The sequence below is a fragment of the Vogesella sp. EB genome, from assembly GCF_001037925.1.
GTDB lineage: Bacteria > Pseudomonadota > Gammaproteobacteria > Burkholderiales > Chromobacteriaceae > Vogesella > Vogesella indigofera.
The window spans coordinates 10581-33610 of record NZ_LFDT01000024.1 but is presented as its reverse complement, the minus strand read 5'-3'; the positions used below and the strand labels follow the sequence as shown (position 1 = coordinate 33610).

The following is a 23030-nucleotide window of genomic DNA, read 5'->3' as shown; positions in this document are numbered from 1 at the left end:
AGCAGGATATTGGCTTACTGGTTGCCCGGCTCGTTGTCGAGGAAGCTGCGCAGGCGCTCGGAACGGGTCGGGTGGCGCAGCTTGCGCAGCGCCTTGGCTTCGATCTGGCGAATCCGCTCGCGCGTCACGTCAAACTGCTTGCCGACTTCTTCCAGCGTGTGGTCGGTATTCATGTCGATACCGAAACGCATGCGCAGGACCTTGGCTTCACGCGGGGTCAGCGAGTCCAGCACTTCCTTGGTCGCATCGCGCAGGCTGGAGTACATCGCCGCTTCCGCCGGTGCCACGGTCACCGAATCCTCGATGAAGTCGCCCAGATGGGAGTCGTCATCGTCACCAATCGGGGTTTCCATCGAGATCGGCTCTTTGGAAATCTTCATGATCTTGCGGATCTTGTCTTCCGGCATTTCCATCTTCTCTGCCAGTTCGGCCGGGTCGGGTTCGCGACCGGTTTCCTGCAGGATCTGACGGCTGATACGATTCATCTTGTTGATGGTTTCGATCATGTGTACCGGAATGCGGATGGTACGTGCCTGGTCGGCGATGGAGCGGGTAATCGCCTGACGGATCCACCAGGTGGCGTAGGTCGAGAACTTGTAGCCGCGACGGTATTCGAACTTGTCCACCGCCTTCATCAGGCCGATGTTGCCTTCCTGGATCAGGTCGAGGAACTGCAGGCCGCGGTTGGTGTACTTCTTGGCGATGGAGATCACCAGACGCAGGTTGGCCTCGATCATTTCGCGCTTGGCGAGGCGAGCTTTGGTCTCGCCGGACGACATCTGGCGATTGATTTCCTTCAGCTCGTTGATGGTCAGCATCGACAGCGTTTGCAGCTCGGCAATCTTGCTCTGCTTCTCGATGATCGCGTACTTGAAGCGCGACAGCACGTCGGACCAGGGCTTGCCGGCCGCGATTTCGCGCTCGACCCAGTCCAGGTTGCACTCGTTGCCCGGGAACTGGCTGACGAAGTGCTTGCGGTCCATGCGCACACGGCTGACACAGATGTCGAGGATTTCGCGTTCCAGCTTGCGGATGTCGTTGACGCTGCTGCGCAGGCTCTCGCACAGGCTCTCGATCTGGCGGGTGGAGAAGCGCACCAGCATGAACTGCGCGGAAATCGCGTCCTGCACCTCGTTGTACTGTTTGCTGCCAAAGCCGTGCTTGGCCAGCGTTTTCAGCAGCTGGTCGTAGAGGGTGCGGACTTCGGCGAAGTGGGCCAGTGCCTGCTGCTTCAACTCTTCCAGATTGGCTTCGTTGATGCGTGCCTGGTTGGCTTCTTCGTCCTCTTCGCTTTCTTCCTCTTCATCCTCGTCCAGTTCCTCGTCGGAGGCCGGCTCGGCGAACGGGACTTCTTCGGTAGCTTCTTCGGCGTTCGGGTCGATGATGCCTTCGATGATCTCGTCGATGCGCATCTCGCCGGCTTCAACCTTGGCGATCAGGCCGAGTACCTGCGCCACGGAGCCCGGGCATGCCGAGATGGCCTGAATCATGTTCTTCAGGCCTTCTTCGATACGCTTGGCGATGACGATCTCGCCCTCGCGCGTCAGCAGCTCGACCGAACCCATTTCGCGCATGTACATGCGTACCGGGTCGGTGGTGCGGCCGAATTCGGCATCCACGGACGACAGCGCGGCTTCCGCTTCTTCCACCGCGTCTTCATCGGCCACCGCCGGCGTCGAGTCGGACATCAGCAGGGTTTCTGCGTCCGGTGCCTCGTCATAGACCTGGATGCCCAGGCCGCCAATCATGGTGACGATGTTCTCGATCTGCTCGGTGTCGGAGACGTCCTCGGGCAGGTGGTCGTTGATCTCGGCGTAGGTGAGATAGCCACGCTCTTTGCCCAAGGCAATGAGCATACGAAGCCGCTTGCGCTGTTCTTCGATGCTCATTGGCTCGGTTGCCGGTTCGTTATTCTGTTTCTTGATGTCGGGAGAAGCCGCCATTTGGTTTCCTGCTCAAAAAAAGCCGAAAAAAACAATTGATTATATCACAACCCGGTATCACCCGTTGCGGGGGGCCGCGCCGGAGGGCGCCAGCTTCCTTGCAAGCAGGGTACGCAGCAGTTGTAACTCCTCGCTGCTCAGGTGTTCGTAGCCTTTGGCCGACAGGCCGGAAATCAGGTCGTCATCGTAACGGTCGGTCAGGCGGATAAAGCCCAGCCGGAAGTTTTCGCGGTCGTTCTGATCCGGGTTGGAGAATTCTTCCGGTTCGCGCATGGTGTCCAACAGGACGGAGTCGATCGTGAGCTCGTGTGGGCTGTGCCGGAAAAATTCTGCCAGTCGTGCTGTCGTCAGTTCGCTGTCACTGGCCTGTATTGCTTCCACGATGGCCACCAGGGTGGCCATCTCGTTTTCGTAGGGCCGATTGTCACTTACTAGGACATCGTGCGCCCACGCGGGGTTCATCAATAGCCACTTGATCTGCTTGCGCACCATCGAGCTGCTGCCGGGGCGGTTCGACTGTTCAGGTAGCTGGTAATCGCGTCGCCCCTTGCGCTCCGGACGGCTGTGTCCGGTGAGCATGTCAAATTCGTCGACATCCATGCCGGCCAGTTCGGCCAGCCTTTTTTTAATGATATAGCCCAAGGTGGGGGCGGCAATCTGTTCCAACAGGGGCTTGGCCTGACGGACCAGGTCGGCACGCCCTTCCGGGGTACTCATGTCGACGCGGGAGGTCAGCTCCTGGGTGAAATACGCCGACAGCGGCACGCTTTGTTCTTTCAGCGCGGCCTCGAAGGCCTCGCGGCCGAACTCGCGGATGTAGCTGTCGGGGTCGTGCTCTTGCGGCAGGAACAGGAAGTGCAGCGCCTTGCCGTCGACCAGCTGCGGCAGGCTGTTTTCCAGCGCCCGCCACGCCGCCTTTTGCCCGGCCTTGTCGCCGTCAAAGCAGAAGTAGACGTGGTCGGCGTGGCGCAGCAGCTTGCGCACGTGCTCGCCGGTGGTGGCGGTGCCGAGGGTGGCCACCGCGTACGCCACGCCGTACTGTGCCAGCGCCACTACGTCCATATAGCCTTCCACCACCAGCACGGCATTCGCGTCGCGGATGGCCTGGCGCGCCTCGTACAGGCCATACAGCTCGCGTCCCTTTTCGAACAGCGGCGTTTCCGGCGAGTTCAGGTACTTCGGCGCATTGGGCGCCTTGTCTTTCGACAGGATGCGGCCGCCGAAACCGATGATGCCGCCGCGCTGGTTGCGGATCGGGAACATCACCCGTTCGCGGAAGCGGTCATAGCGGCGGCCGCCGTCTTCGGCATCGATGACCAGCCCGCACTCGGCCAGCACCGGGCTCAGGTATTCGGGAAACACGCTGGCCAGGTTCTGCCGGTTGTCCGGGGCGTAGCCCAAGGCAAAGCGGGCGGCGACTTCGCCGGTCAGGCCGCGGCCCTTCAGGTAGTCGATGGCGACCGGCGCCTGTTTCAGCTGCTGCTTGTAGTAGCGGGCGGCCTGTTCCAGCGTGTCTTCCAGCGACAGCTTCTTTTCGCGCGCCGCGCGGCTGGCCTCGGGGTTGGCCGCACGTTCTTCCGGCACCGGCAGGCCGATGCCTTCGGCCAGCATCTTCACCGCGTCGACAAATGGCAGCCCCTGGTACTCCATCACGAAGCCGATGGCGGAGCCGTGCGCGCCGCAGCCGAAGCAGTGGTAGAACTGCTTGCTGGGGCTGACGGTGAAGGACGGCGATTTTTCCTTGTGGAACGGGCAGCAGGCCATGTAGTTCTGGCCTGCCTTTTTCAGCGGGACGTAACGATCCACCACGTCGACGATGTCGACGCGGGACAGCAACTGGTCTATGAAATCCTGCGGGATCATCCGGCGGGGATCAGCCTGCCAGCTTTGCCTTGATGCGGGCGGAGACGGCGGCCATGTCGGCACGGCCGGCCATGTGCGGCTTCAGCAGCGCCATCACCTTGCCCATGTCCTGCATGCCGGCGGCACCGCTGCTGAGGATGGCGCCTTCGATCATGGTGTCGATCTCGGCCTCGCTCAGCTGCTGCGGCAGGTAGGCCATCAGCACCGCCATTTCCGCCTTTTCCTTGTCGGCCAGGTCCTGGCGCTGGGCGGCTTCGTACTGGCTGATCGAGTCACGGCGCTGTTTCAGCATCTTGTCGACCACAGCGGTGATGGCGGCGTCGTCCAGCTCGATACGCTCGTCGACTTCCTTTTGCTTGATCGCGGCCATCAGCAGGCGGATGGCGGCCAGGCGTTCGGTTTCGCGGGCTTTCATCGCCGATTTCATGTCGTCTTGGATGCGTGCTTTCAGGCTCATGATCGTGTCCGTACTTGAGGGGGAAACGTTGGCCGCATGCGGCCAACGTATAAATGGCAAAACCGCAGGACAGGCCTGCGGTCTTCATGCGTACAACCGGGAAGCTTAGTACAGCTTCGGTGGCAGCATCTGGCTGCGGATGCGCTTGTAGTGGCGCTTAACGGCAGCCGCTTTCTTGCGCTTGCGTTCTGCAGTTGGCTTTTCGTAGAACTCACGAGCACGCAGTTCGGTCAGCAGACCGGTTTTTTCGATCGCGCGCTTGAAGCGACGCATGGCAACTTCGAACGGCTCGTTCTCTTTAACGCGAATATTCGGCATTTAGCGAAGGTCCTTAAAATCTTGGCTTGAGGCGTAAAACCGCCCCGAGGAAAATGAGTATTGTAAACAACGTCGTAGCTTTTGTAAAAGCCTGATGCAGGGCAAAGGGTATTTGTGTGCCTGAATGCATCATCCCTTGCGGGAAGAAATCACCCCCTCGAGTGGCGAAGACGGAGTCGCCGAATAAAAGCGTCGAGGCATGCGGCCCGCCAGATGGGCTTCGCGGCCTGCTTCGACAGCAAGTTTCATTGCCCGTGCCATACGCACGGGGTCTTGTGCTGCGGCGATGGCGGTGTTCATCAACACACCGTCACAGCCTAATTCCATACCGATGGCGGCATCGGATGCGGTGCCGACGCCGGCATCGACCAGAACGGGCACATTGGCCTGTTCGATGATCAGTTGCAGGTTCCACGGATTGAGGATGCCCATGCCGGAGCCGATCAGGCTGGCCAGCGGCATGATGGCGCAGCAGCCGATCTGTTCCAGCTCGCGTGCGGCAATCGGATCATCCGAGGTGTACACCATGACATCGAAACCTTCCTTCACCAGCGTTTCCGCGGCTTTCAGGGTTTCGCGCATATTGGGATACAGATTGTTCGGGTCGCCCAGCACTTCCAGCTTCACCAGACGGTGGTCGTCCAGCAGTTCGCGCGCCAGGCGCAGCGTGCGCACGGCATCGTCTGCCGAGTAGCAGCCCGCCGTGTTGGGCAGCAGTGTATACCGGTTTTTCGGCAGAAAGTCCAGCAGGTTCGGTTCGCCGGCAGTCTGTCCCAGGTTGACGCGGCGGATGGCGACGGTGACGATTTCGCAGCCGGAGGCATCCAGAGCGTCGGCGGTCTGCTGGAAATCCCGGTATTTGCCGGTGCCTACCAGCAGTCGCGATTGATAGGATTTTCCTGCAATGGTCAGAGCGTCCTGCACGGTATCTTTCTCCTTGGGGGTAGGTTAGCCGCCGCCAACGGCAACGACGACTTCCAGCGTGTCGCCATCGCTCAGCCGGGTGTGCGCATGCTGGCTGCGCGGCACGATTTCGCCATTGTGTTCGATGGCGATGCGCTTGCCGCGCAGGGCGAGGGTGTCGATCAGCGCGTCCAGCGTGCCGATCTCGTCAAACTGGCGCGTCTCGCCATTGATGATGAGCGTGGTCATGGTTATTGGCGTCGTTCGGCCTGCTGCACGACATTGACCTGCTGGATCGCGGTCAGCACGTTTTCCAGATGGATCAGGTTGTCGACCTGCAGGCGGAAGTGGATGTGGATGAAGCCGTCGCCACCGTGGTTTTCCTGGGTGTCGACCGTTTCGATGTTGGCCGAGGCCTGCGAGATGGCGGCGGCGATTTCGGCCAGCGCACCGCGCTGGTTGTGCGCCAGCACGCTGATGTTGACGCCGAACATGCGATCCTTCTGCGGCTCCCAGTTCACTTCCAGCAGCTTTTCCGGGTCGATGCGCGCTGCATTGCCGCAGCCCTTGCGGTGTACCAGCAGTCCCTGGCCCTTGCTGATCGCGCCGATGATGGCGTCGCCGGGGATCGGGTTGCAGCAGCTGGACAGTTGCACCGCGCCGCCCTCGTTGCCGCGGATGGTGACCGGGCCGACGTCCGGGGTCTGCCCCAGCTGTTCGCCGGACAGCTCGAACAGCTTGCGCGCGATCACGATCGCCAGCTGTTTGCCGGTGCCGATGTCGGCCAGCAGGTCGTTGAAGCTGCGCTGGCGTTCGCCCAGCGCGTGCAGCAGGCTGTCTTCCAGCTTCGGCGAGATGTCCAGCGGCGTCGGCGACAGCGCGCTGGCCGCCTGGCGCAGCAGCTTTTCGCCCAGCTGCACCGCATCCTTCTGCTGCAGCGTTTTCAGGTAGTTGCGGATGCCGGAACGGGCGCGGCCGCTCTGCACAAAGTTGAGCCACGACGGGTTGGGCTTGGCCTGGGTCGAGGTGATGATCTCGACGGTGTCGCCGTTGCGCAGCACGGTGCGCAGCGGTACCAGGTTGAAGTTGACGCGGCCGGCGATGCAGCGGTGGCCGATGTCGGTGTGTACCGCGTAGGCAAAGTCGACCGGGGTGGAGCCTTGCGGCAGCACCATGATCTTGCCCTTCGGGGTGAAGACGTAGACTTCGTCCGGGAACAGGTCGATCTTGATGTGTTCCAGGAATTCGATCGCGTCTTCGCTTTCTTCCTGCATGTCGAGGATGCTCTGCAGCCACTGGTGGGTGCGCTGCTTGGCGGCATCGATGCTGGCGTCGCCGGACTTGTACATCCAGTGCGAGGCGACGCCGGCCTCGGCGACCGCGTTCATCTCCTGGGTGCGGATCTGCATCTCCACCGGTGTGCCGTAAGGGCCGAACAGGGTGGTGTGCAGGCTCTGGTAGCCGTTGCCCTTGGGGATGGCGATGTAGTCCTTGAACTTGCCGGGAATCGGCTTGTACAGGCTGTGCAGCGCGCCCAGCGTCAGGTAGCAGCTGGCGTTGTCCTTGACCACGATGCGGAAGCCGTAGATGTCGAGCACCTCGGAAAACGACAGGTGCTTTTCCTGCATCTTCTTGTAGATGCTGTACAGGTTCTTCTCGCGGCCCTTGATGGTGGCCTCGATATTGGCCTCGCCCAGTTTCTGGGTGACGGCCTGCAGAATCTTGTTGACCACTTCGCGGCGGTTGCCGCGCGCGGCGCGTACCGCCTTGGACAGCACGCTGTAGCGGTGCGGGTGCAGGTGCTTGAACGCCAGGTCCTGCAGTTCGCGATAGACCTTGTTCAGACCGATGCGGTTGGCGATCGGCGCATAGATTTCCAGCGTTTCCAGCGCAATGCGCTGGCGCTTGTCCTCGCGCATCGCGTCGAGGGTGCGCATATTGTGCAGCCGGTCGGCCAGCTTGACGATGATGACGCGGATGTCGCGTGCCATCGCCAGCACCATTTTGCGGAAGTTCTCCGCCTGCGCCGATTCCTTGGTCTGGTATTCCAGCCGTTCCAGCTTGGACAGGCCGTCGACCAGGTCGGCGATGGTGCGGCCGAACTTCTCGCTCAGCGTCGGCTTGCTGACGCCGGTGTCTTCCAGCACGTCGTGCATCAGTGCTGCAGCCAAGCCCTGCGCATCGAGACGCCAGTCGGTGAGCATTGCCGCCACCGCCAGCGGGTGGGTGATGTAGGGCTCGCCGCTCTTGCGGGTCTGGCCCTCGTGCGCCTCGCGCGCGGTGGCGAACGCCTGCCGCAGCAGCTGCACGTCTTCCGGGCGCAGGTACTGGTTGGCCGCGTCGAACAGGGCCGCCGCCTCGGCGTCAACGAGGGCGTTGTAGTCGATGTGTTCGGCGGCGCTGTCCTGGCTCATGTTGCGGCTTACGACTTGTTGCGGGTCAGGATCTCGCGGCCGATGTGGCCGGCGGCGATTTCGCGCAGCGCGACCACGGTCGGCTTGTTGCGGCCCTGTTCCACGAAGGTGGTGGCGCCGGAGGCAACCTGGCGGGCGCGGTAGGATGCGGCCAGGGTCAGGTCAAAGCGGTTCTGGATACGGTCCAGGCAGTCGTCAACAGTAATGCGGGCCATGAATGGGTGTCTCCCTGGTGAGGTGGTGCAAAAAATAATGGGGTTGTGGCAGCGGATCTGCAAGTATCAGGCCGGCGTCTGCATCGCGGCAATCGCTGCCTGATGGTGACGGCATTGCCGCTCGCCGCGCAAGCGCTGGCTGCGAATGACGCTGATCAGGTCGAGGCGTGCCTGTTCGAAATCATCGTTGACGATCAGGTAGTCGTACTCGGCGACCTGGTCGATCTCGGCACGCGCTTCGGACAGGCGGCGGGCGATGACCTCCTCGCTGTCGGTGGCGCGGCCGCGCAGGCGGGCTTCCAGTACCGCGATCGACGGCGGCAGGATGAATACCGACACCGCGTCCGGGAACACCTCGCGCACCTGGCGCGCGCCCTGCCAGTCGATCTCCAGCAGGATGTCGCGGCCTGCGGCCAACCTTTCGCGCAGCCAGCGCTTGCTGGTGCCGTAGTAGTTGCCGTAGACCTCGGCGTACTCGAGGAAATCACCGGTTGCGATCATGTTTTCGAACGTGGCGCGATCGCTAAAGTGGTAGTGCTTGCCGTTTTCTTCACCCTGGCGCGGGGCGCGGGTGGTATAGGACACGGAGAGTTCGACACTGGGTTCAGCTTGCAGCAGCGCGCTGACCAGCGAGGTTTTGCCGGCTCCGGACGGGGCGACCACGATGAAAATCGTGCCGTTTGTTTGCGACATGGGGCTTCCTGCCAACGATCGGAAATAATATTTCAGGATACCACAAGGGCCATTGTTGGTTAAGTGCCGCGCAGCCGTGTATCTCGCCGAGCGTGAAACAACCGTTTCAGTTAAAATCGCGCGTTTTGTCAGAAACTTATCTGCGTAATTTGAGGGAGAACAAGATGCTGCTGGAAAGCTTTTTCAAGCTGAAAGAGCACGGCACCGACGTGAGAACGGAGGTCATCGCCGGCTTTACCACCTTCCTGACCATGGCCTACATCGTCATCGTCAACCCGGCGATTTTGTCGCTCACCGGCATGGATTTCAATGCCGTCTTCGTGGCCACCTGCCTTGCGGCGGCGCTGGGCACCGGCATCATGGCGCTGGTCGCCAACTACCCGATCGCGCTGGCGCCGGGCATGGGCCTGAATGCCTACTTCACCTTCACCGTGGTGCAGGGCATGGGCGTGCCGTGGCAGGCGGCGCTGGGCGCGGTGTTCATCTCCGGCATCGTGTTCCTGGCGGTGAGCCTGTTCAAGGTGCGTGAGGCGATCGTCAACGCCATTCCGCAGTCGCTGAAGTTCGCCATCTCCGCCGGGGTCGGCCTGTTCCTCGCCATCATTGCGCTGAAGAATGCCGGCGTGGTGGCCGATCATCCGGCCACGCTGGTGACGCTGGGCAACCTGCACGACCCGAAAGTGCTGCTCGCCATCCTCGGCTTCTTCATCATCGTGGCGCTGGAATACCGCCGCGTGCCAGGCTCCATCATCATCGGCATCCTGGCGGTGACGGTGCTGTCGGTGACACTGGGGCTGTCCAATTTCGAAGGCCTGTTCGCGCCGGTGCCGAGCATGGCGCCGACCTTCATGCAGATGGATCTGGAGGGCGCGCTGTCCGCCGGCCTGCTGGGCGTGATCTTCGTGTTCTTCTTTGTCGATCTGTTCGATACCACCGGCACCCTGGTCGGCGTGTCGCACCGTGCCGGCCTGCTGGACAAGGATGGCAAGCTGCCGCGGCTGAAGCGCGCGCTGATGGCCGACTCGATCGCCATTACCGCCGGCGCGGCGATGGGCACCTCGTCGACCACCGCCTATATTGAATCTGCAGCCGGCACCGCCGTCGGCGGCCGTACCGGCCTCACCGCGCTGGTGGTGGCGATCCTGTTCCTCGCCTGCCTGTGGATTTCGCCACTGGCGAAGACGGTGCCGGCCTACGCCACCGCGCCGGCGCTGTGCTACGTCGCGGTATTGATGACGCGCGGCCTGGCCGAGATCGACTGGGACGACCTGACCGAATCGGCGCCGGCGGTGATGACCGCGGTGGCGATGCCGTTCACCTTCTCCATTGCCGACGGCATCGCCTTCGGCTTCATCAGCTACGCCGTGATCAAGATCCTGGCCGGCCGCTTTGCCGACCTGAAGCCGGCGGTGCTGGTGATTGCCGGACTGTGGGTCGTGAAACTGGCATTCTTCCACTAAGGCCTTGAATTGATGGAAAACCTGAGCAACCTGGATTACTCCCGCTACCTGAAGGGCTGGATCCGCACCGTACCGAACTGGCCGAGCGAAGGGGTGATGTTCCGCGACATCACGCCGTTGCTGCAGAACCCGAAAACCTTCCGCATGCTGATCGACATCTTCGTGCACCGCTACATGGGTGAGCGCATCGACATGGTGGCCGGGCTGGACGCGCGCGGCTTCATCATCGGCTCGGTGCTGGCCTACGAGCTGAATGTCGGCTTCGTGCCGATCCGCAAGAAGGGCAAGCTGCCGTTCACCACCGTGGCCGAGGAGTACGAGCTGGAGTACGGCAACGCCACGGTGGAGATGCATACCGACGCGGTGAAGCCGGGCGACCGCGTGGTGCTGATCGACGACCTGATCGCCACCGGCGGCACCATGATGGCCGGCTACAAGCTGCTGCAGCGCCTCGGCGCGGAAGTGGTCGAGACCGCCGGCATCATCGAGCTGCCGGAGCTGGGCGGCGGCGAGCTGATGCGCGAGCTGAACATCCCGCTGTTCACGGTGTGCTCGTTCGACGGCCACTGAGCGCCGTTGCGGCCTGGGCCGACAACCGGCAGTCCCTCGCGGGGGACTGCCGGTTTTTTTATGCCCAAGGTTGGCCGCAACGGCTTGCGGCCAACCTTGGCGTGCGATTACAGCTTGAAGCGCTCGATGCGCTGCTGCAGCTCGTCCGCCAGCTGGCGCAGCTGCCCGGTGGCGCGGGTGGCGTGCAGCACCGACTGGTCGGTGCCGTCGATCATGTCGTGGATCTGCGCCACATTGCGCGCGATGTCGTGGCTGGCGCTGGACTGCTGGGCGGTGGCGCTGGCGATGCCGGCCACGGTGCGCATCACCTGCTGATTGTGGTGGTGGATGCCGGAGATGGCAGCGGCGGCGCGTTCCGCCTGCTGCACCCCGGTTTCCACCTGGCGGATGGCGGCGTTCATGCTGTCGTTGGCGTTGCGGGTCTCGTCCTGCACCTGGCGGATGCTGGCGGCGATTTCCACGGTGGCGCCGGCGCTGCGCTCGGCCAGCTTGCGCACCTCGTCGGCAACCACGGCAAAGCCGCGCCCCTGCTCGCCGGCGCGGGCGGCCTCGATCGCCGCATTCAGCGCCAGCAGGTTGGTCTGCTCGGCGATGTCCCTGATCACCTGCACCACGTGGCTGATCTGGCCGGAGCGCTGCTCCAGCCCGGCCAGCACGCTGCTGAGCTGGCGGATGGTGTCGGCGATGCGCGAGATCCCGCTGGCGGTAGCATGCACGCTGTCGGCGACCTGTTCCGCCTCCTGGCCGGCCTCGCGCACGCTGCCTTCGGCGACGCGGGCGGAGTCGGCGATGTGGCTGATGCTGACCGACAGCTGCTCGATGGCGGCGGCCGTGGCGGTGGCGGCCACCGCCTGCTGCTGCGAGCGGGTGCTGATGTCGCCGGTTTCGCCGGCCAGTGCCTGGGTGGCGTGGTGCACGGCGCCGACCCGTTCACGCACTTCCAGCAGCATCTGCCGCAGCGACTGGCTGAAACGGTTGAAGGCGCCGGCGGAGGCGCCGATCTCGTCGCGGCCGCGGATCGCCAGCTCGCGGGTGAGGTCGCCGTCACCAGTGGCCAGCGCGCTCAGCGCCTGCTGCAGCCGTGTCAGCGGGGTGGTCAGCCGCCGCAGCAGCGCGCCGAGCACCAGCAGGATCAGCAGCAGTGCGCCGAGGCTGAACAGGATGGTGTCGCGGGTGGCGGCACGGCTGTCGGCCAGCGCACGCTCCAGCGGAATCGAGATGCGCACCGCCCACGCGTTGCGGATGTTGCCGACGCGCATCGGCTCGATGTAGTGCAGCACCTGCGCGTCGTCGACGTACTGCAGGCTGGCGCCGCTGCGGATCGCGCGCCGCGCCGCCGCCGGCAGCCCCGGGTCCGCCTTGCCGACCAGCGCCTTGTCGCCAGCGCCGAGCACCATGCCCTTGCTGGAGTAGATGGTCATGAAGCCGCTGCCGTAGGGCCTGATCGCGGCGGCGACCGCCTGCAGCTGTGCCAGGCCGAAGTCGATGCCGGCGACGCCGAGAAAGCGGCCGTTATCGAGGATGGGGTAGGACAGTGTCGCCATCAGCACCTTGATGTCGTGGTCCTCGTACGGCTCGGTCAGCACCGGCTGCAGGCTGTGTTTCGGGCCGTCGTAGTACTCGCTGCCGTCGGTGTCCTCCGAACCCCATACCACGTCCTCCTGACCGCCCTTGCGGAACCAGTAGCTGCCGGCGCGGCCGCTGGCGCCGTTTTCCGGCTGCCCGGCCAGCTCGCTGTCGCGGCCGTCCAGCGCGTTCGGCTCCCAGCCGAGGAATACGCCGATGGCCTGCGGGTTGGTCTGCATCAGCAGGCGGGTGTGGGCGCCGGCAAGGGGGCGGGCATTGGCCGGCGCACCGCGCTTGAGCACCAGTGCGTAGGCGGCGAGGTCCTTGGTGGTGGTGTAGGCGCCTTCCAGGCGCTGGTTGAGCTTGGCGGCCTCGTTGGCGGCCAGCAGGCGGGTGGCGGCCAGCACGTGCTGCTCTGCCTGTTGCGCGGAGAGGCGGGCGTTGACGCCGATGATCAGGCTGAAGCCGCCGAGAACGAGCAGGCCGGTGCCGACCAGCAACTTGGCCTTGATGGTGTCGAACATGATCTTCCTTGTCGCTGCAGCGTGGTTGTGGTGGTGCGGGTCGGCTGATGATAGGCGGCGGCAAGGCGGAAGATAAAGCGATGGGTGTTTAATATTTTAAATTAACGTGCGATAAATGACGTTTGTGCAACAGTTTTGTTAAACATTAATAGCCATAAAAAACCGCCGTGGCTGCGATTGCAGCCACGGCGGTGATATCGATGTTTAATATTTAGCTCGCGACGCGGGTGATGTTGGCACCGACGGCATTGAGCTTGGCTTCGATGTGCTCGTAGCCGCGATCAAGATGGTAGATGCGGTCGACGATGGTTTCGCCCTCGGCGGCGAGGCCGGCGATCACCAGGCTGGCGGAGGCGCGCAGGTCGGTGGCCATGACCGTGGCGCCGGACAGCTTCTCCACACCCTTGACGATGGCGGTGTTGCCTTCCACCTCGATGTTGGCGCCCATGCGGTTCAGCTCCGGCACGTGCATGAAGCGGTTTTCGAAGATGGTCTCGGTCATCACCGCCGCACCTTCGGCGATGGTGTTCAGCGTCATCATCTGCGCCTGCATGTCGGTCGGGAACGCCGGATGCGGCAGGGTGCGCACGTTGACCGCTTTCGGACGGCGCTTCATGTCCAGCGAGATCCAGTCGTCGCCGCACTCGATCACGGCGCCGGTTTCGGTCAGCTTGTCGAGGATGACGTCCATGCTGCGCGGTGCGGCATTGCGCAGCACCACGTGGCCCTGGGTCATGGCGCCGGCGACGAGGAAGGTGCCGGCCTCGATGCGGTCCGGCATGATCGCGTGTTCGGCGCCATGCAGGCGCTCGACGCCTTCGATGACCAGCTTGTCGCTGCCGATGCCCTGGATCTTGGCACCCATCGCCACCAGGCAGTGGGCAAGGTCGACCACTTCCGGCTCGCGCGCGGCGTTTTCCAGGATGGTGGTGCCTTCGGCCAGCACCGCCGCCATCATCAGGTTTTCGGTGCCGCCGACGGTGACCATGTCCATCACGATGTGGGCGCCGCGCAGTTTCTTGGCGCGCGCCTTGACGTAGCCGTGCTCGATGGAGATCTCGGCGCCCATGGCAACCATGCCCTTGATGTGCTGTTCCACCGGGCGCGAGCCGATGGCGCAGCCGCCTGGCAGCGACACGGTGGCCTCGCCGAAGCGGGCCAGCGTCGGGCCCAGCACCAGGATGGACGCACGCATGGTTTTCACCAGATCGTACGGTGCTACCAGGGTGTCGAGGCTGGCGGCGGTGATCTCGAACTCGTGCACGTTGTCGGTCATCACGCGTACGCCCATGCCCTGCAGCAGCTTTTGCGTGGTGGCCACGTCGCGCAGCATCGGCACATTGGTGAGCTTCAGCGTGTCGGCGGTCAACAGGCCGGCGCACAGGATCGGCAGGGCGGCGTTCTTGGCGCCGGAAACACGGATTTCACCGTTGAGCGGGCCGTTGCCGCCTTGAATGACCAGTTTTTCCATTTTCGTGATTTAGCCTTGTTGCTGCGCCCATTCTTCCGGGCTGAGTGTCTTCATTCCCAATGCATGAATCTCGGCGCGCATGCGGTCGCCGAGGGCCTGGTACACCAACTGGTGGCGCTGGACGCGATTGCGGCCGGAGAATTCCGCGCTGACGATCACGGCGTTGAAGTGGGTGCCGTCATCGCCCTGCACGTCAATGTAGTCACAGGGAAGTCCGGCGAGAATGACTTCCTTGATATAGTCTGCACTTACCATCATGGTTCCTGTCTTTTGTTGTAATGGCGCGGCACGCAAGGTGCCGCTGCTCAATGGCGAAGCTTGTAGCCGCTGGCGATCAGCCGCATCACCCACAGCGACAGCGCGACGAAGCAGCCGCCGACCACCGCCAGCGACAGCCACGGCGAGACGTCGGCCTGGCCGAAGAAACCGTAGCGGAAGCCGTCGATCATGTAGAACACCGGGTTGAGGTGGGAGACGCTGCGCCATAGCGGCGGCAGGCTGTTGATAGAGTAGAACACGCCGGACAAGAACGTCAGCGGCATGATCAGGAAATTCTGGAACGCGGCCAGCTGGTCGAACTTGTCGGCCCAGATGCCGGCCATGATACCCAGCGCGCCGAGCACGCCGCAGCCGAGCACGGCAAAGGCCAGCAGCCACAGCGGCTGCGCCGGCAGGCTGAGGCCGAACCAAGCAGTGACCAGCAGCACGCCGCAGCCGACCACCAGCCCGCGCACGACAGACGCCAGCAGGTAGGCGCCGAAGAACGCCGGCGAGCTGATCGGCGGCAGCAGCAGGAACACGATGTTGCCGGTGATCTTGGACTGGATCAGGCTGGACGAGCTGTTGGCGAACGCATTCTGCGCCATCGACATCATCGCCAGGCCAGGGATCAGGAACGCGGTGTAGCTGACGCCGGGATAGGCCTCGACATGCTGCGACAGCACGTGCGAGAAGATCATCTGGTACAGCAGCGCGGTCAGCACCGGCGCCATCACCGTCTGGAAGCCGACCTTCCAGAAGCGCAGGATTTCCTTCTTGAACAGGGTCAGAAAGCCGTACATCAGAGTTGTCCTCCGTGCATCAGCTTGACGAAGACCTGCTCCAGATCGGTTTCGTGCACCGACAATTCGCGTACTTCCACTGCGGCCAACCTCAGTTCGCTCAATACCTGCTCCAGTTTGGCAATGTCCGGCAGCGCCAGGATGTGGCGGCCGTCCTGTTGACGCAGGCTCAGCGGCTGCAGGCTGGCCGGCAACGGCCCAGACAGCTGCAGCGACACTTCGCGCGCCGCGCTGCGCGACAGCAGGGTGTCCTTGTTTTCCAGCGCGATCAGCCGGCCTTTTTTCATCATCGCGATGCGGCTGCACAGCGCTTCGGCTTCTTCCAGATAGTGGGTGGTCAGCACGATGGTGTGGCCGGCGGCGTTGAGTTCCTTCACGAACGCCCACAGGCTCTGGCGCAGTTCGACGTCGACGCCGGCGGTTGGTTCATCCAGCACGATCACCGGCGGGCGGTGCACCAGCGCCTGCGCCACCATCACCCGCCGTTTCATGCCGCCGGACAGCGCGCGCATGTTGACGTTGGCCTTGTCGGTCAGCCCCAGCTTGTGCAGCAGTTCGTCGATCCAGGCATCGTTGTGGCGGATGCCGAAATAGCCGGACTGGAAGGTCAGCGTCTCGCGCACGGTGAAGAACGGATCGAACACCAGTTCCTGTGGCACCACCCCCAGTTTCATGCGTGCGTCACGCGCCTGCGCCACGGTGTCGTGACCCATGATGCGGATCTGGCCGCTGTCGGCGCGCGACAGGCCGGCCATGGCGGAAATCAGCGTGGTCTTGCCGGCGCCGTTGGGGCCGAGCAGGGCGAAGAACTCGCCGTGTTCTACAGTGAAGCTGATGTGATCCAGTGCCTGCAGCGACGCGAAGCGTTTGCTGACAGCATCGATGCTGATGGCGTGAGTCATGACAGAAGGGCGGAAGGCGTAAAGACGCGGAGTATAACGCTATTCAGCAGCGCATGGCAGGGGTTGCAGCCAGCAGCGCTCCTTGAAAATGCCTTCAAAATAAGGGCTTAACAGCGCGGATAGATTATTGTGAATGGTGCGGTCGTCCTGTGCCAGCAACCAGCTGTGGATCAGGCCGCCGTACAGGCTGTGCAGGCCGATGGCGGCCAGCTTGGGATCGACATCGGCACGCAGCAATTGCTGCTCCTGCGCACAGTGCAGCACCTGCTGCAGCTTGGCCTGTTTTTCCTGGGTCCAGCTGATCTGCTCCAGCAGCAACGGCGCCATTTCGCCGACCTGCTCGCAGCCGAGATGGTGGATGCCGCAGATGCGGCGGATACGCGGATTGTCGTGCAGCAGGGCGAACATGGAATGACCGTGCAGCCACAGCCGCGTCGCCGGGTTGATGCTGCTGTCGAGCAGGCGCGCGTCGAGAATTTCCAGCTCCGGAATGATGCGGTCGCACAGCGCGTTGAACAGGTCGAGCTTGTTGGAAAAGTGCCAGTAGATCGCGCCGCGGGTCAGCCCGGCGGCGGCGGCGATGTCGGCAAGCGAGGTCGCGGCGACACCTTTTTCCCAGAATACCTGTTCGGCGGTATCCAGCAGCAGGTGACGGGTTTGCTCGGCTTCTTCTCTAGTCTTGCGTGCCATGTTCTCGAAAGGGTTATTCAACGCGGCGTAAGGATAGCGTTAAAGCCACCGCTGCGCTGGTTGATTTGTTTACATACATACACGAATGTATGTATTATGGCGCAAATTTGTCGCATTGTCTGTACCGGAATTCAGAAACGCGTCCTGGCAAGCGGCTGTCCAGCACGATTGCATGCTATATAGCCAGTTGGCATTTTTTGACCGGCACGCAGCGCGCAGACAGCTGTTGCCAATGTACGACGCACACATCAAGGAGATCTCTGGTGAGTTCTTTCAATAATCATAAATGGACGCTGGCGCTGTTGCCGCTGGCAGTGATGCTGACCGCTTGCGGGCAGCAGGGCGAGCAGGCTGCCGGTCACGGGGCGATGCCGCCGATGCCGGTCAGCGTGGTGAAGATGGCCGCCGCCGATGTGCCGGTGGTCACCGAGTACGTCGGCCAGGCGGTCGGTTCGCGCGAGGTAGAAGTGCGCGCCCGCGTCTCCGGCATCCTGCAGAAGCGTGCCTACACCGAGGGTGCCAGCGTGCGCGCCGGTGACGTGCTGTTCCAGCTCGACGCCGCACCGTACCAGGCGGCACTGGAGCAGGCGGAGGCGACGCTGAAGCTGGAAGAAGCCAAGCTGATCCGCGCGCAGCAGGACCACGACCGCGTGCTGCCGCTGTTCAAGGAAAATGCCGTCAGCCAGAAGGACCGCGATGACGCGGTGGCCGCGCTGGCCAGTGCCAAGGCCTCGGTCGCCGCCGCCCGCGCCGCGATGAAGTCGGCGCAGATCAATCTCGGCTACACCCGCGTCACCGCGCCGATCTCCGGCGTGACCAGTGCCGAGGCGCGCTCCGAGGGCAGCCTGGTGCAGCCGGGCGATGCTGGCCTGCTGACCAAGATCTCGCAGCTGGACCCGATCTACGTCAAGTTCTCGCTGTCCGACAACGACGTGCTGAAGAACCAGCAAATGGCGGCCAGCGGCAAGCTGCGCCAGCCGGAAGGCGGCCGCTACATCGTGTCGCTGAAACTTCCGGACGGCAGCACCTACGGCCGTGAAGGCCGCATCAACTTTGCCGACCGCGTCATCGATCCGACCACCGGCACCTCGGCGGCGCGCGCCAGCTTCGTCAATCCTGAAGGCACCGTGCGTGCCGGCCAGTTCGTGCGCGTCGAGCTGAAGGGCGCGGTACGCCTCAATGCGCTGGTGGTGCCGCAGAAGGCGGTGCTGACCTCGCAGCAGGGCAAGATGGTGTGGGTAGTCGGCAAGGACAATACCGTCGAGGCCCGTCCGCTGCAGATCAGCGACAGCGCCAATAACGGCTTCATCGTCGAGAGCGGGCTGAAGGCCGGCGACCTGGTGATTACCGACAACCTGATCAAGCTGCGTCCGGGTGCCAAGGTGGTGCCGCAGGCGGCTGCGGCCAACGTTGCCGCCCCGGCAGCAGCCCAAGGCTAAGGCGAGGAATAACACATGTTTTCATCTTTCTTCATCCGCCGGCCGATCTTTGCCAGCGTGCTGTCGATCGTGATCGTGCTGGCCGGTTTCTTCGGCATGCGCGCGCTGCCGATCGAACAGTACCCGCAGATCGTGCCGCCGTCGGTGGCGGTGACCACCGCCTATCCCGGCGCCTCCGCCGAGGTGATCGCCGATACCGTGGCCTCGCCGCTGGAACAGGCGATCAACGGCGTCGACGACATGCTGTACATGCAGTCCAGCAGTGCCAGTAACGGCCGGCTGACCATCAACGTCACCTTCAAGATCGGCACCAATCCGGACCAGGCGTCGATCAACGTCAACAACCGCGTGCAGTCGGTGCTGTCGTCGCTGCCGGAAGAGGTGCGCCGCCAGAGCGTCAACGTGCGCAAGCAGGCGGCCACCTTCCTGCAGGTGATCTCGCTGTACTCCCCGGACAAGCGCTACGACACGTTGTTCATGAGCAACTACGCGCTGCTCAACGTGGTTGACGAGATCAAGCGCATCCCCGGCGTTGGCCAGGTCACCAACTTCGCCGGCAAGGACTACGCGATGCGGGTGTGGCTGCGGCCGGACCGTCTGGCGCAGCTGAAGCTGACGCCCAGCGACGTGGCCACCGCCATCCGCGAGCAGAACGCGCAGTTCGCCGCCGGCAAGATCAGCGCCGAACCGAACGCCGGCAAGCCGGACTTCACCTACACCATCACCACCAAGGGCCGCCTGACCGAGGCCAGCGAGTTCGAGAACATCATCGTGCGCGCGGCCGCCGACGGGGCCAAGGTGCGCCTGAAGGACGTGGCACGGGTGGAGCTGGGTGCGCTGGGCTACGACTTCTACGGCAAGCACAACGGCCGTCCTAGCATCCCGATCGGTATCAACCTGGCGCCGGGCGCCAACCAGCTGGACACCGCCAAGGCGGTACAGGCGAAGATGGACGAGCTGGCGGCGAAATTCCCGGCCGGCCTGTCCTACTCCATCCCCTACGACACCACCCGCTTCGTCGAGGTTTCGATCCAGGAAGTGATCACCACGCTGATGGAAGCGATGGTGCTGGTGTTCGCCGTGGTGTACCTGTTCCTGCAGAACTGGCGCGCGACGCTGATTCCGGGGCTGGCGGTGCCGGTGTCCATCGTCGGTACCTTTGCCGGTATGTACATGTTCGGCTACTCCATCAACACCCTGACGCTATTCGGCATGGTGCTGGCGATCGGTATCGTGGTCGACGATGCCATCGTGGTGCTGGAGAACGTCGAACGCATCATGATGAAAGAGGGCAAGCCGCCGCGCGAAGCCACCATCCAGGCGATGAAGGAAGTCAGCGGCCCGGTGGTCGCCATCGTGCTGGTGTTGTGCTCGGTGTTCATCCCGGTGGCGTTCATGGGCGGTATTGCCGGCCAGATGTACAAGCAGTTCGCCATCACCATCGCGATGTCGGTGACCATCTCCGGCATCGTGGCGCTGACGCTGACCCCGGCCTTGTGCGCGGCGATGCTGAAGTCCGAGCATCAGCACAGCAACGCCTTCTTCGACGGCTTCAACCGCCTGTTTGACCGCATCACCCAGCGCTACAGCAGCGGCGTGGCCTTCCTGATCAAGCGTTCCGTGCTGGCACTGGTGCTGTTCGGGCTGCTGATCGGCGCCTCGGCATGGCTGTTCAAGCTGATTCCGTCGTCGCTGGCGCCGGAAGAAGACCAGGGCTACGTGATCTCCGCCACCATCCTGCCCGACGGCGCGGCGATCAACCGCACCGTGGACGCGATGGACAAGCTGGACGTGGAAATCGCCAAGAACCCGGCGGTGAAGGACGTGATGAGCTTTGCCGGCTTTGACATCCTGTCCGGCTCCAACCGCACCAACACCGGTGTCACCTTCATCACCCTGAAGCCGTGGGACGAGCGCAAGGCGCCGGGTATGTCGGCGCAGGCGGTGGTCGGCGACGTGTTCATGAAGGGGGCCGGCATCAAGGAAGGGCTGGTCCTGGCCTTCAACCCGCCACCGATCTCCGGCATGTCCTCCACCGGCGGCTTCGAAGCCTACGTGCAGAACCGTGCCGGTGCCTCGGCTGCCGAGCTGGCGGCCCAGGCGCAGGCGCTGATGATGGCGGCGGCGAAACGGCCGGAACTGGCCGGCGTGCAGAGCACCTTCTCTGCCAACGTGCCACAGGTCAACGTGCAGCTGGACCGTGAAAAGGCCAAGGCGCTGGGCGTGCCGATCGACGACGTGTTCGACACCATGCAGAGCACCTTCGGCGCGCTGTACGTCAACGACTTCAACAAGTTCGGCCGCATCTTCACCGTGCAGCTGCAGTCGGAGGCCGAGTTCCGCAAGAGCGTCGACAACCTGCGTACCGTGTTCGTGCGGGCGCAGAACGGGCAGATGATTCCGCTGTCCAGCCTGGTGACGGTGGAACAGGCCACCGGTCCGGAAATCGTCGAGCGCTACAACGCCTTCCCGTCGGCCAAGCTGGTCGGCGGCCCGGCACCGGGCTACAGCTCCGGCGAAGCGCTGGCGGTGATGGAACAGCTGGCGAAGGAAACGCTGCCGGACGGCTACACCCTGGCGTGGACCGGCTCCGCCTTCCAGGAGCAATCCACCGGCGGTGCCTCGTCGACGGTATTCGTGATCGCGCTGGTGATGGTGTTCCTGATCCTGGCGGCCCAGTACGAGCGCTGGACGCTGCCGATCGCGGTGCTGACCGCGGTGCCGTTCGCGGTATTCGGCGCGCTGGTGGCCAACTGGCTGCGCGGGCTGGAGAACGACATCTATTTCCAGGTGGCGCTGGTGACGCTGATCGGCCTCGCGGCCAAGAACGCGATCCTGATCGTCGAGTTCGCGGTGCTGAAGATGGAAGAAGGGCGTTCGCTGACCGAGGCGGCGGTGGAGGCGGCCAAGCTGCGTTTCCGCCCGATCGTGATGACCTCGCTGGCCTTCATCCTCGGTTGCGTGCCGCTGGCGATTTCCAGCGGCGCCGGCTCCGCCAGCCGTCACTCGATCGGTACCGGCGTGATCGGGGGCATGTTGGCCGCAACCTTCATCGCGGCGCTGTTCATCCCCCTGTTTTTCAAACTGATTATGCAGTGGAGCCAGCGCAAGCCGGCACCACAAGGAGAACAGCATGATGCTTAAGCAAGCGCTGTTGCCAATCCTGGTCGCCGCCGCGCTGTCGGCGTGCGCGGTCGGCCCCGACTACCAGCGTCCGCAGCTGGACATGCCGCAGGCGGCGGCCAACGTGGCGCCGGTCGCCAGCGACTGGTGGCGCAGTTTCGAGGATCCGGTGCTGGACGCGATGATAGACGAGTCGCTGCGCTACAACCGTGATCTGGTGCAGGCCGCGGCGCGGGTGGAAGAAGCCGCCGCCGCCGCCGGTGTGGCGCGAGCCGGCCTGCTGCCGCAGGTCAGCGCCAGCGCCGGCAGCGGCCGCAGCCAGACCTCGAGCTACAGCAGTGGTGGCGGGGCGCTGCTCGACAGCCGCCAGGCCGGGCTGACCGCTAGCTGGGAGCTGGACCTGTGGGGCAAGCTGCGCCGCGAACGCGAAGCGGCGCTAGCCGACGTCAGCGCCAGCGAGCGCTCGCTGGCCGCGCTCAGGCTGTCGCTGGGCAGCCAGGTGGCCAAGAGCTACTTCCAGCTCGCCAGCTACGACGCCCAGCTCGCCAGCGCCCGCGCCACGCTGCAAAGCCGCGAGCAATCGCTGCAGCTGCGCCAGAAACGCTTCAACGGCGGCATGACCTCCGAGCTGGAGCTGCGCCAGGCCGAGGCCGAGGCCGCCAGTGCGCGCGCCACCGTGCCGCAGCTGGCACAGGCGGTGACGCAGACCGAACACGCGCTGGCGGTGCTGTTGGGCCGTTCGCCGCGTGACATTGCGGCCAACCTTGGCCGCGGCAAGGCCTTGTCGGCGCTGGCCGAGCCGGAGCAGATCCCGTCCGGCCTGCCGTCCGACCTGCTGCTGCGCCGTGCCGACGTGGCGGCGGCGGAAGCCAGCCTGATCGCGGCCAACGCCCGCATCGGCGTCGCCCGCGCCGCCTACTTCCCGAGCATCAGCCTGTCGGCCGGTATCGGCAGCGCCAGCACCGCGCTGACCGACCTGTTCAGCGGCCCGGCGCAGACCTGGAACTTCGCGGCCAACCTGACCGCGCCGATCTTCAACGCCGGCCGTATCGCCGCCGGTGTCGATGCCGCCAACGCGCGCCAGAAGCAGGCGCTGGCGGTGTACGAGAAGACGGTGCAGCAGGCGTTTGCCGATACCCTGGACGCGATGTCGGCGGTCAGCACCACGCGCGCCACCGAACAGGCGCAGCTGCAGCAGCTGGCCTCGCTGCGCGAGGCGCTGCGCCTGGCGCGGTTGCGCTACGACAACGGCTACTCCAGCTATCTGGACGTGCTGGACGCCGAACGCGGCGTGTTCCAGGTGGAGCAGGCGCTGTCCAGCGCTCGCCTCGCGCGGCTGTCGGCGGTGGTGTCGCTGTACGCGGCACTGGGTGGCGGCTGGCAAGCCGGCTGAGCCCGCAACGCACGATGCAAAAAGC

General features: G+C 64.0%; 20 protein-coding genes. 5 read left to right on the top strand and 15 right to left on the bottom strand.

Annotated elements, in window-relative coordinates; genetic code table 11:
• Positions 1 to 14: 14 nt before the first annotated feature.
• The 9 genes from rpoD to gmk all read right to left on the bottom strand — a co-directional run bounded on the left by rpoD (position 15) and on the right by gmk (position 8806).
• Positions 15 to 1943: an RNA polymerase sigma factor RpoD gene (rpoD, locus tag ACG97_RS12950; RefSeq protein ID WP_047967789.1), complete on the bottom strand. Its 1929-nt coding sequence runs from the start codon at positions 1941 to 1943 to the stop codon at positions 15 to 17.
• Positions 1944 to 2000: 57 nt separating this feature from the next.
• Complete coding sequence (gene dnaG / locus ACG97_RS12945) at positions 2001 to 3806, bottom strand: DNA primase (RefSeq protein WP_047967788.1); 1806 nt, start codon at positions 3804 to 3806, stop codon at positions 2001 to 2003.
• A gap of 10 nt (positions 3807 to 3816) precedes the next feature.
• The gene (locus ACG97_RS12940) at positions 3817 to 4263 is read right to left on the bottom strand and encodes a GatB/YqeY domain-containing protein (protein WP_047967787.1); all 447 of its coding nucleotides are present in this window, start codon (positions 4261 to 4263) and stop codon (positions 3817 to 3819) included.
• A 105-nt stretch (positions 4264 to 4368) separates the two neighbouring features.
• A complete protein-coding gene (gene rpsU / locus ACG97_RS12935; protein ID WP_047967786.1) occupies positions 4369 to 4581 on the bottom strand; it encodes a 30S ribosomal protein S21 in 213 nt (70 codons plus the stop codon).
• Between the two features lie 129 nt (positions 4582 to 4710).
• A complete protein-coding gene (locus ACG97_RS12930) occupies positions 4711 to 5505 on the bottom strand; it encodes a thiazole synthase (protein WP_047967785.1) in 795 nt (264 codons plus the stop codon).
• A gap of 24 nt (positions 5506 to 5529) precedes the next feature.
• Positions 5530 to 5733, bottom strand: a complete 204-nt coding sequence (thiS, locus tag ACG97_RS12925; RefSeq protein ID WP_047967784.1) for a sulfur carrier protein ThiS — start codon at positions 5731 to 5733, stop codon at positions 5530 to 5532.
• 2 nt (positions 5734 to 5735) lie between these two features.
• Positions 5736 to 7898, bottom strand: a complete 2163-nt coding sequence (locus ACG97_RS12920) for a bifunctional (p)ppGpp synthetase/guanosine-3',5'-bis(diphosphate) 3'-pyrophosphohydrolase (protein WP_047967783.1) — start codon at positions 7896 to 7898, stop codon at positions 5736 to 5738.
• An 8-nt stretch (positions 7899 to 7906) separates the two neighbouring features.
• A complete protein-coding gene (rpoZ, locus tag ACG97_RS12915) occupies positions 7907 to 8113 on the bottom strand; it encodes a DNA-directed RNA polymerase subunit omega (RefSeq protein WP_047967782.1) in 207 nt (68 codons plus the stop codon).
• Positions 8114 to 8179: 66 nt separating this feature from the next.
• Positions 8180 to 8806: a guanylate kinase gene (gene gmk, locus ACG97_RS12910; protein ID WP_047967781.1), complete on the bottom strand. Its 627-nt coding sequence runs from the start codon at positions 8804 to 8806 to the stop codon at positions 8180 to 8182.
• Between the two features lie 164 nt (positions 8807 to 8970).
• On the opposite strand from gmk, the gene ACG97_RS12905 reads away from it, so the two are divergent.
• Both ACG97_RS12905 and ACG97_RS12900 read left to right on the top strand, forming a co-directional pair.
• On the top strand, positions 8971 to 10266 hold the full coding sequence (locus tag ACG97_RS12905; RefSeq protein WP_047967780.1) for an NCS2 family permease: 1296 nt from the start codon (positions 8971 to 8973) through the stop codon (positions 10264 to 10266).
• A 12-nt stretch (positions 10267 to 10278) separates the two neighbouring features.
• On the top strand, positions 10279 to 10836 hold the full coding sequence (locus tag ACG97_RS12900; protein WP_047967779.1) for an adenine phosphoribosyltransferase: 558 nt from the start codon (positions 10279 to 10281) through the stop codon (positions 10834 to 10836).
• 107 nt (positions 10837 to 10943) lie between these two features.
• Here ACG97_RS12900 and ACG97_RS12895 read toward each other — a convergent pair whose 3' ends face one another.
• From ACG97_RS12895 to ACG97_RS12870, 6 genes are all read right to left on the bottom strand, one after another.
• Positions 10944 to 12926: a methyl-accepting chemotaxis protein gene (locus ACG97_RS12895; protein WP_047967778.1), complete on the bottom strand. Its 1983-nt coding sequence runs from the start codon at positions 12924 to 12926 to the stop codon at positions 10944 to 10946.
• A 211-nt stretch (positions 12927 to 13137) separates the two neighbouring features.
• Positions 13138 to 14397, bottom strand: a complete 1260-nt coding sequence (gene murA / locus ACG97_RS12890) for a UDP-N-acetylglucosamine 1-carboxyvinyltransferase (RefSeq protein ID WP_047967777.1) — start codon at positions 14395 to 14397, stop codon at positions 13138 to 13140.
• A 9-nt stretch (positions 14398 to 14406) separates the two neighbouring features.
• Positions 14407 to 14706, bottom strand: a complete 300-nt coding sequence (locus tag ACG97_RS12885; RefSeq protein ID WP_238377335.1) for a BolA family protein — start codon at positions 14704 to 14706, stop codon at positions 14407 to 14409.
• Entirely contained in the window at positions 14703 to 15458 is a 756-nt protein-coding gene (locus ACG97_RS12880; protein WP_047967776.1) for an ABC transporter permease, read from the bottom strand. The genes ACG97_RS12885 and ACG97_RS12880 overlap by 4 nt, the downstream gene beginning before the upstream one ends.
• A complete protein-coding gene (locus ACG97_RS12875) occupies positions 15458 to 16360 on the bottom strand; it encodes an ABC transporter ATP-binding protein (protein WP_047967775.1) in 903 nt (300 codons plus the stop codon). The genes ACG97_RS12880 and ACG97_RS12875 overlap by 1 nt, the downstream gene beginning before the upstream one ends.
• Positions 16361 to 16399: 39 nt before the next feature.
• On the bottom strand, positions 16400 to 17071 hold the full coding sequence (locus ACG97_RS12870; RefSeq protein WP_156168043.1) for a TetR family transcriptional regulator: 672 nt from the start codon (positions 17069 to 17071) through the stop codon (positions 16400 to 16402).
• A 242-nt stretch (positions 17072 to 17313) separates the two neighbouring features.
• Here ACG97_RS12870 and ACG97_RS12865 point away from each other — a divergent pair, with 242 nt between their 5' ends.
• From ACG97_RS12865 to ACG97_RS12855, 3 genes are read left to right on the top strand one after another with little or no spacing between them, the layout of a single operon-like run.
• The gene (locus ACG97_RS12865; RefSeq protein WP_238377334.1) at positions 17314 to 18489 is read left to right on the top strand and encodes an efflux RND transporter periplasmic adaptor subunit; all 1176 of its coding nucleotides are present in this window, start codon (positions 17314 to 17316) and stop codon (positions 18487 to 18489) included.
• A 15-nt stretch (positions 18490 to 18504) separates the two neighbouring features.
• The gene (locus ACG97_RS12860) at positions 18505 to 21633 is read left to right on the top strand and encodes an efflux RND transporter permease subunit (RefSeq protein WP_047967773.1); all 3129 of its coding nucleotides are present in this window, start codon (positions 18505 to 18507) and stop codon (positions 21631 to 21633) included.
• The gene (locus ACG97_RS12855) at positions 21623 to 23005 is read left to right on the top strand and encodes an efflux transporter outer membrane subunit (protein ID WP_053068173.1); all 1383 of its coding nucleotides are present in this window, start codon (positions 21623 to 21625) and stop codon (positions 23003 to 23005) included. The genes ACG97_RS12860 and ACG97_RS12855 overlap by 11 nt, the downstream gene beginning before the upstream one ends.
• Positions 23006 to 23030: the final 25 nt, after the last annotated feature.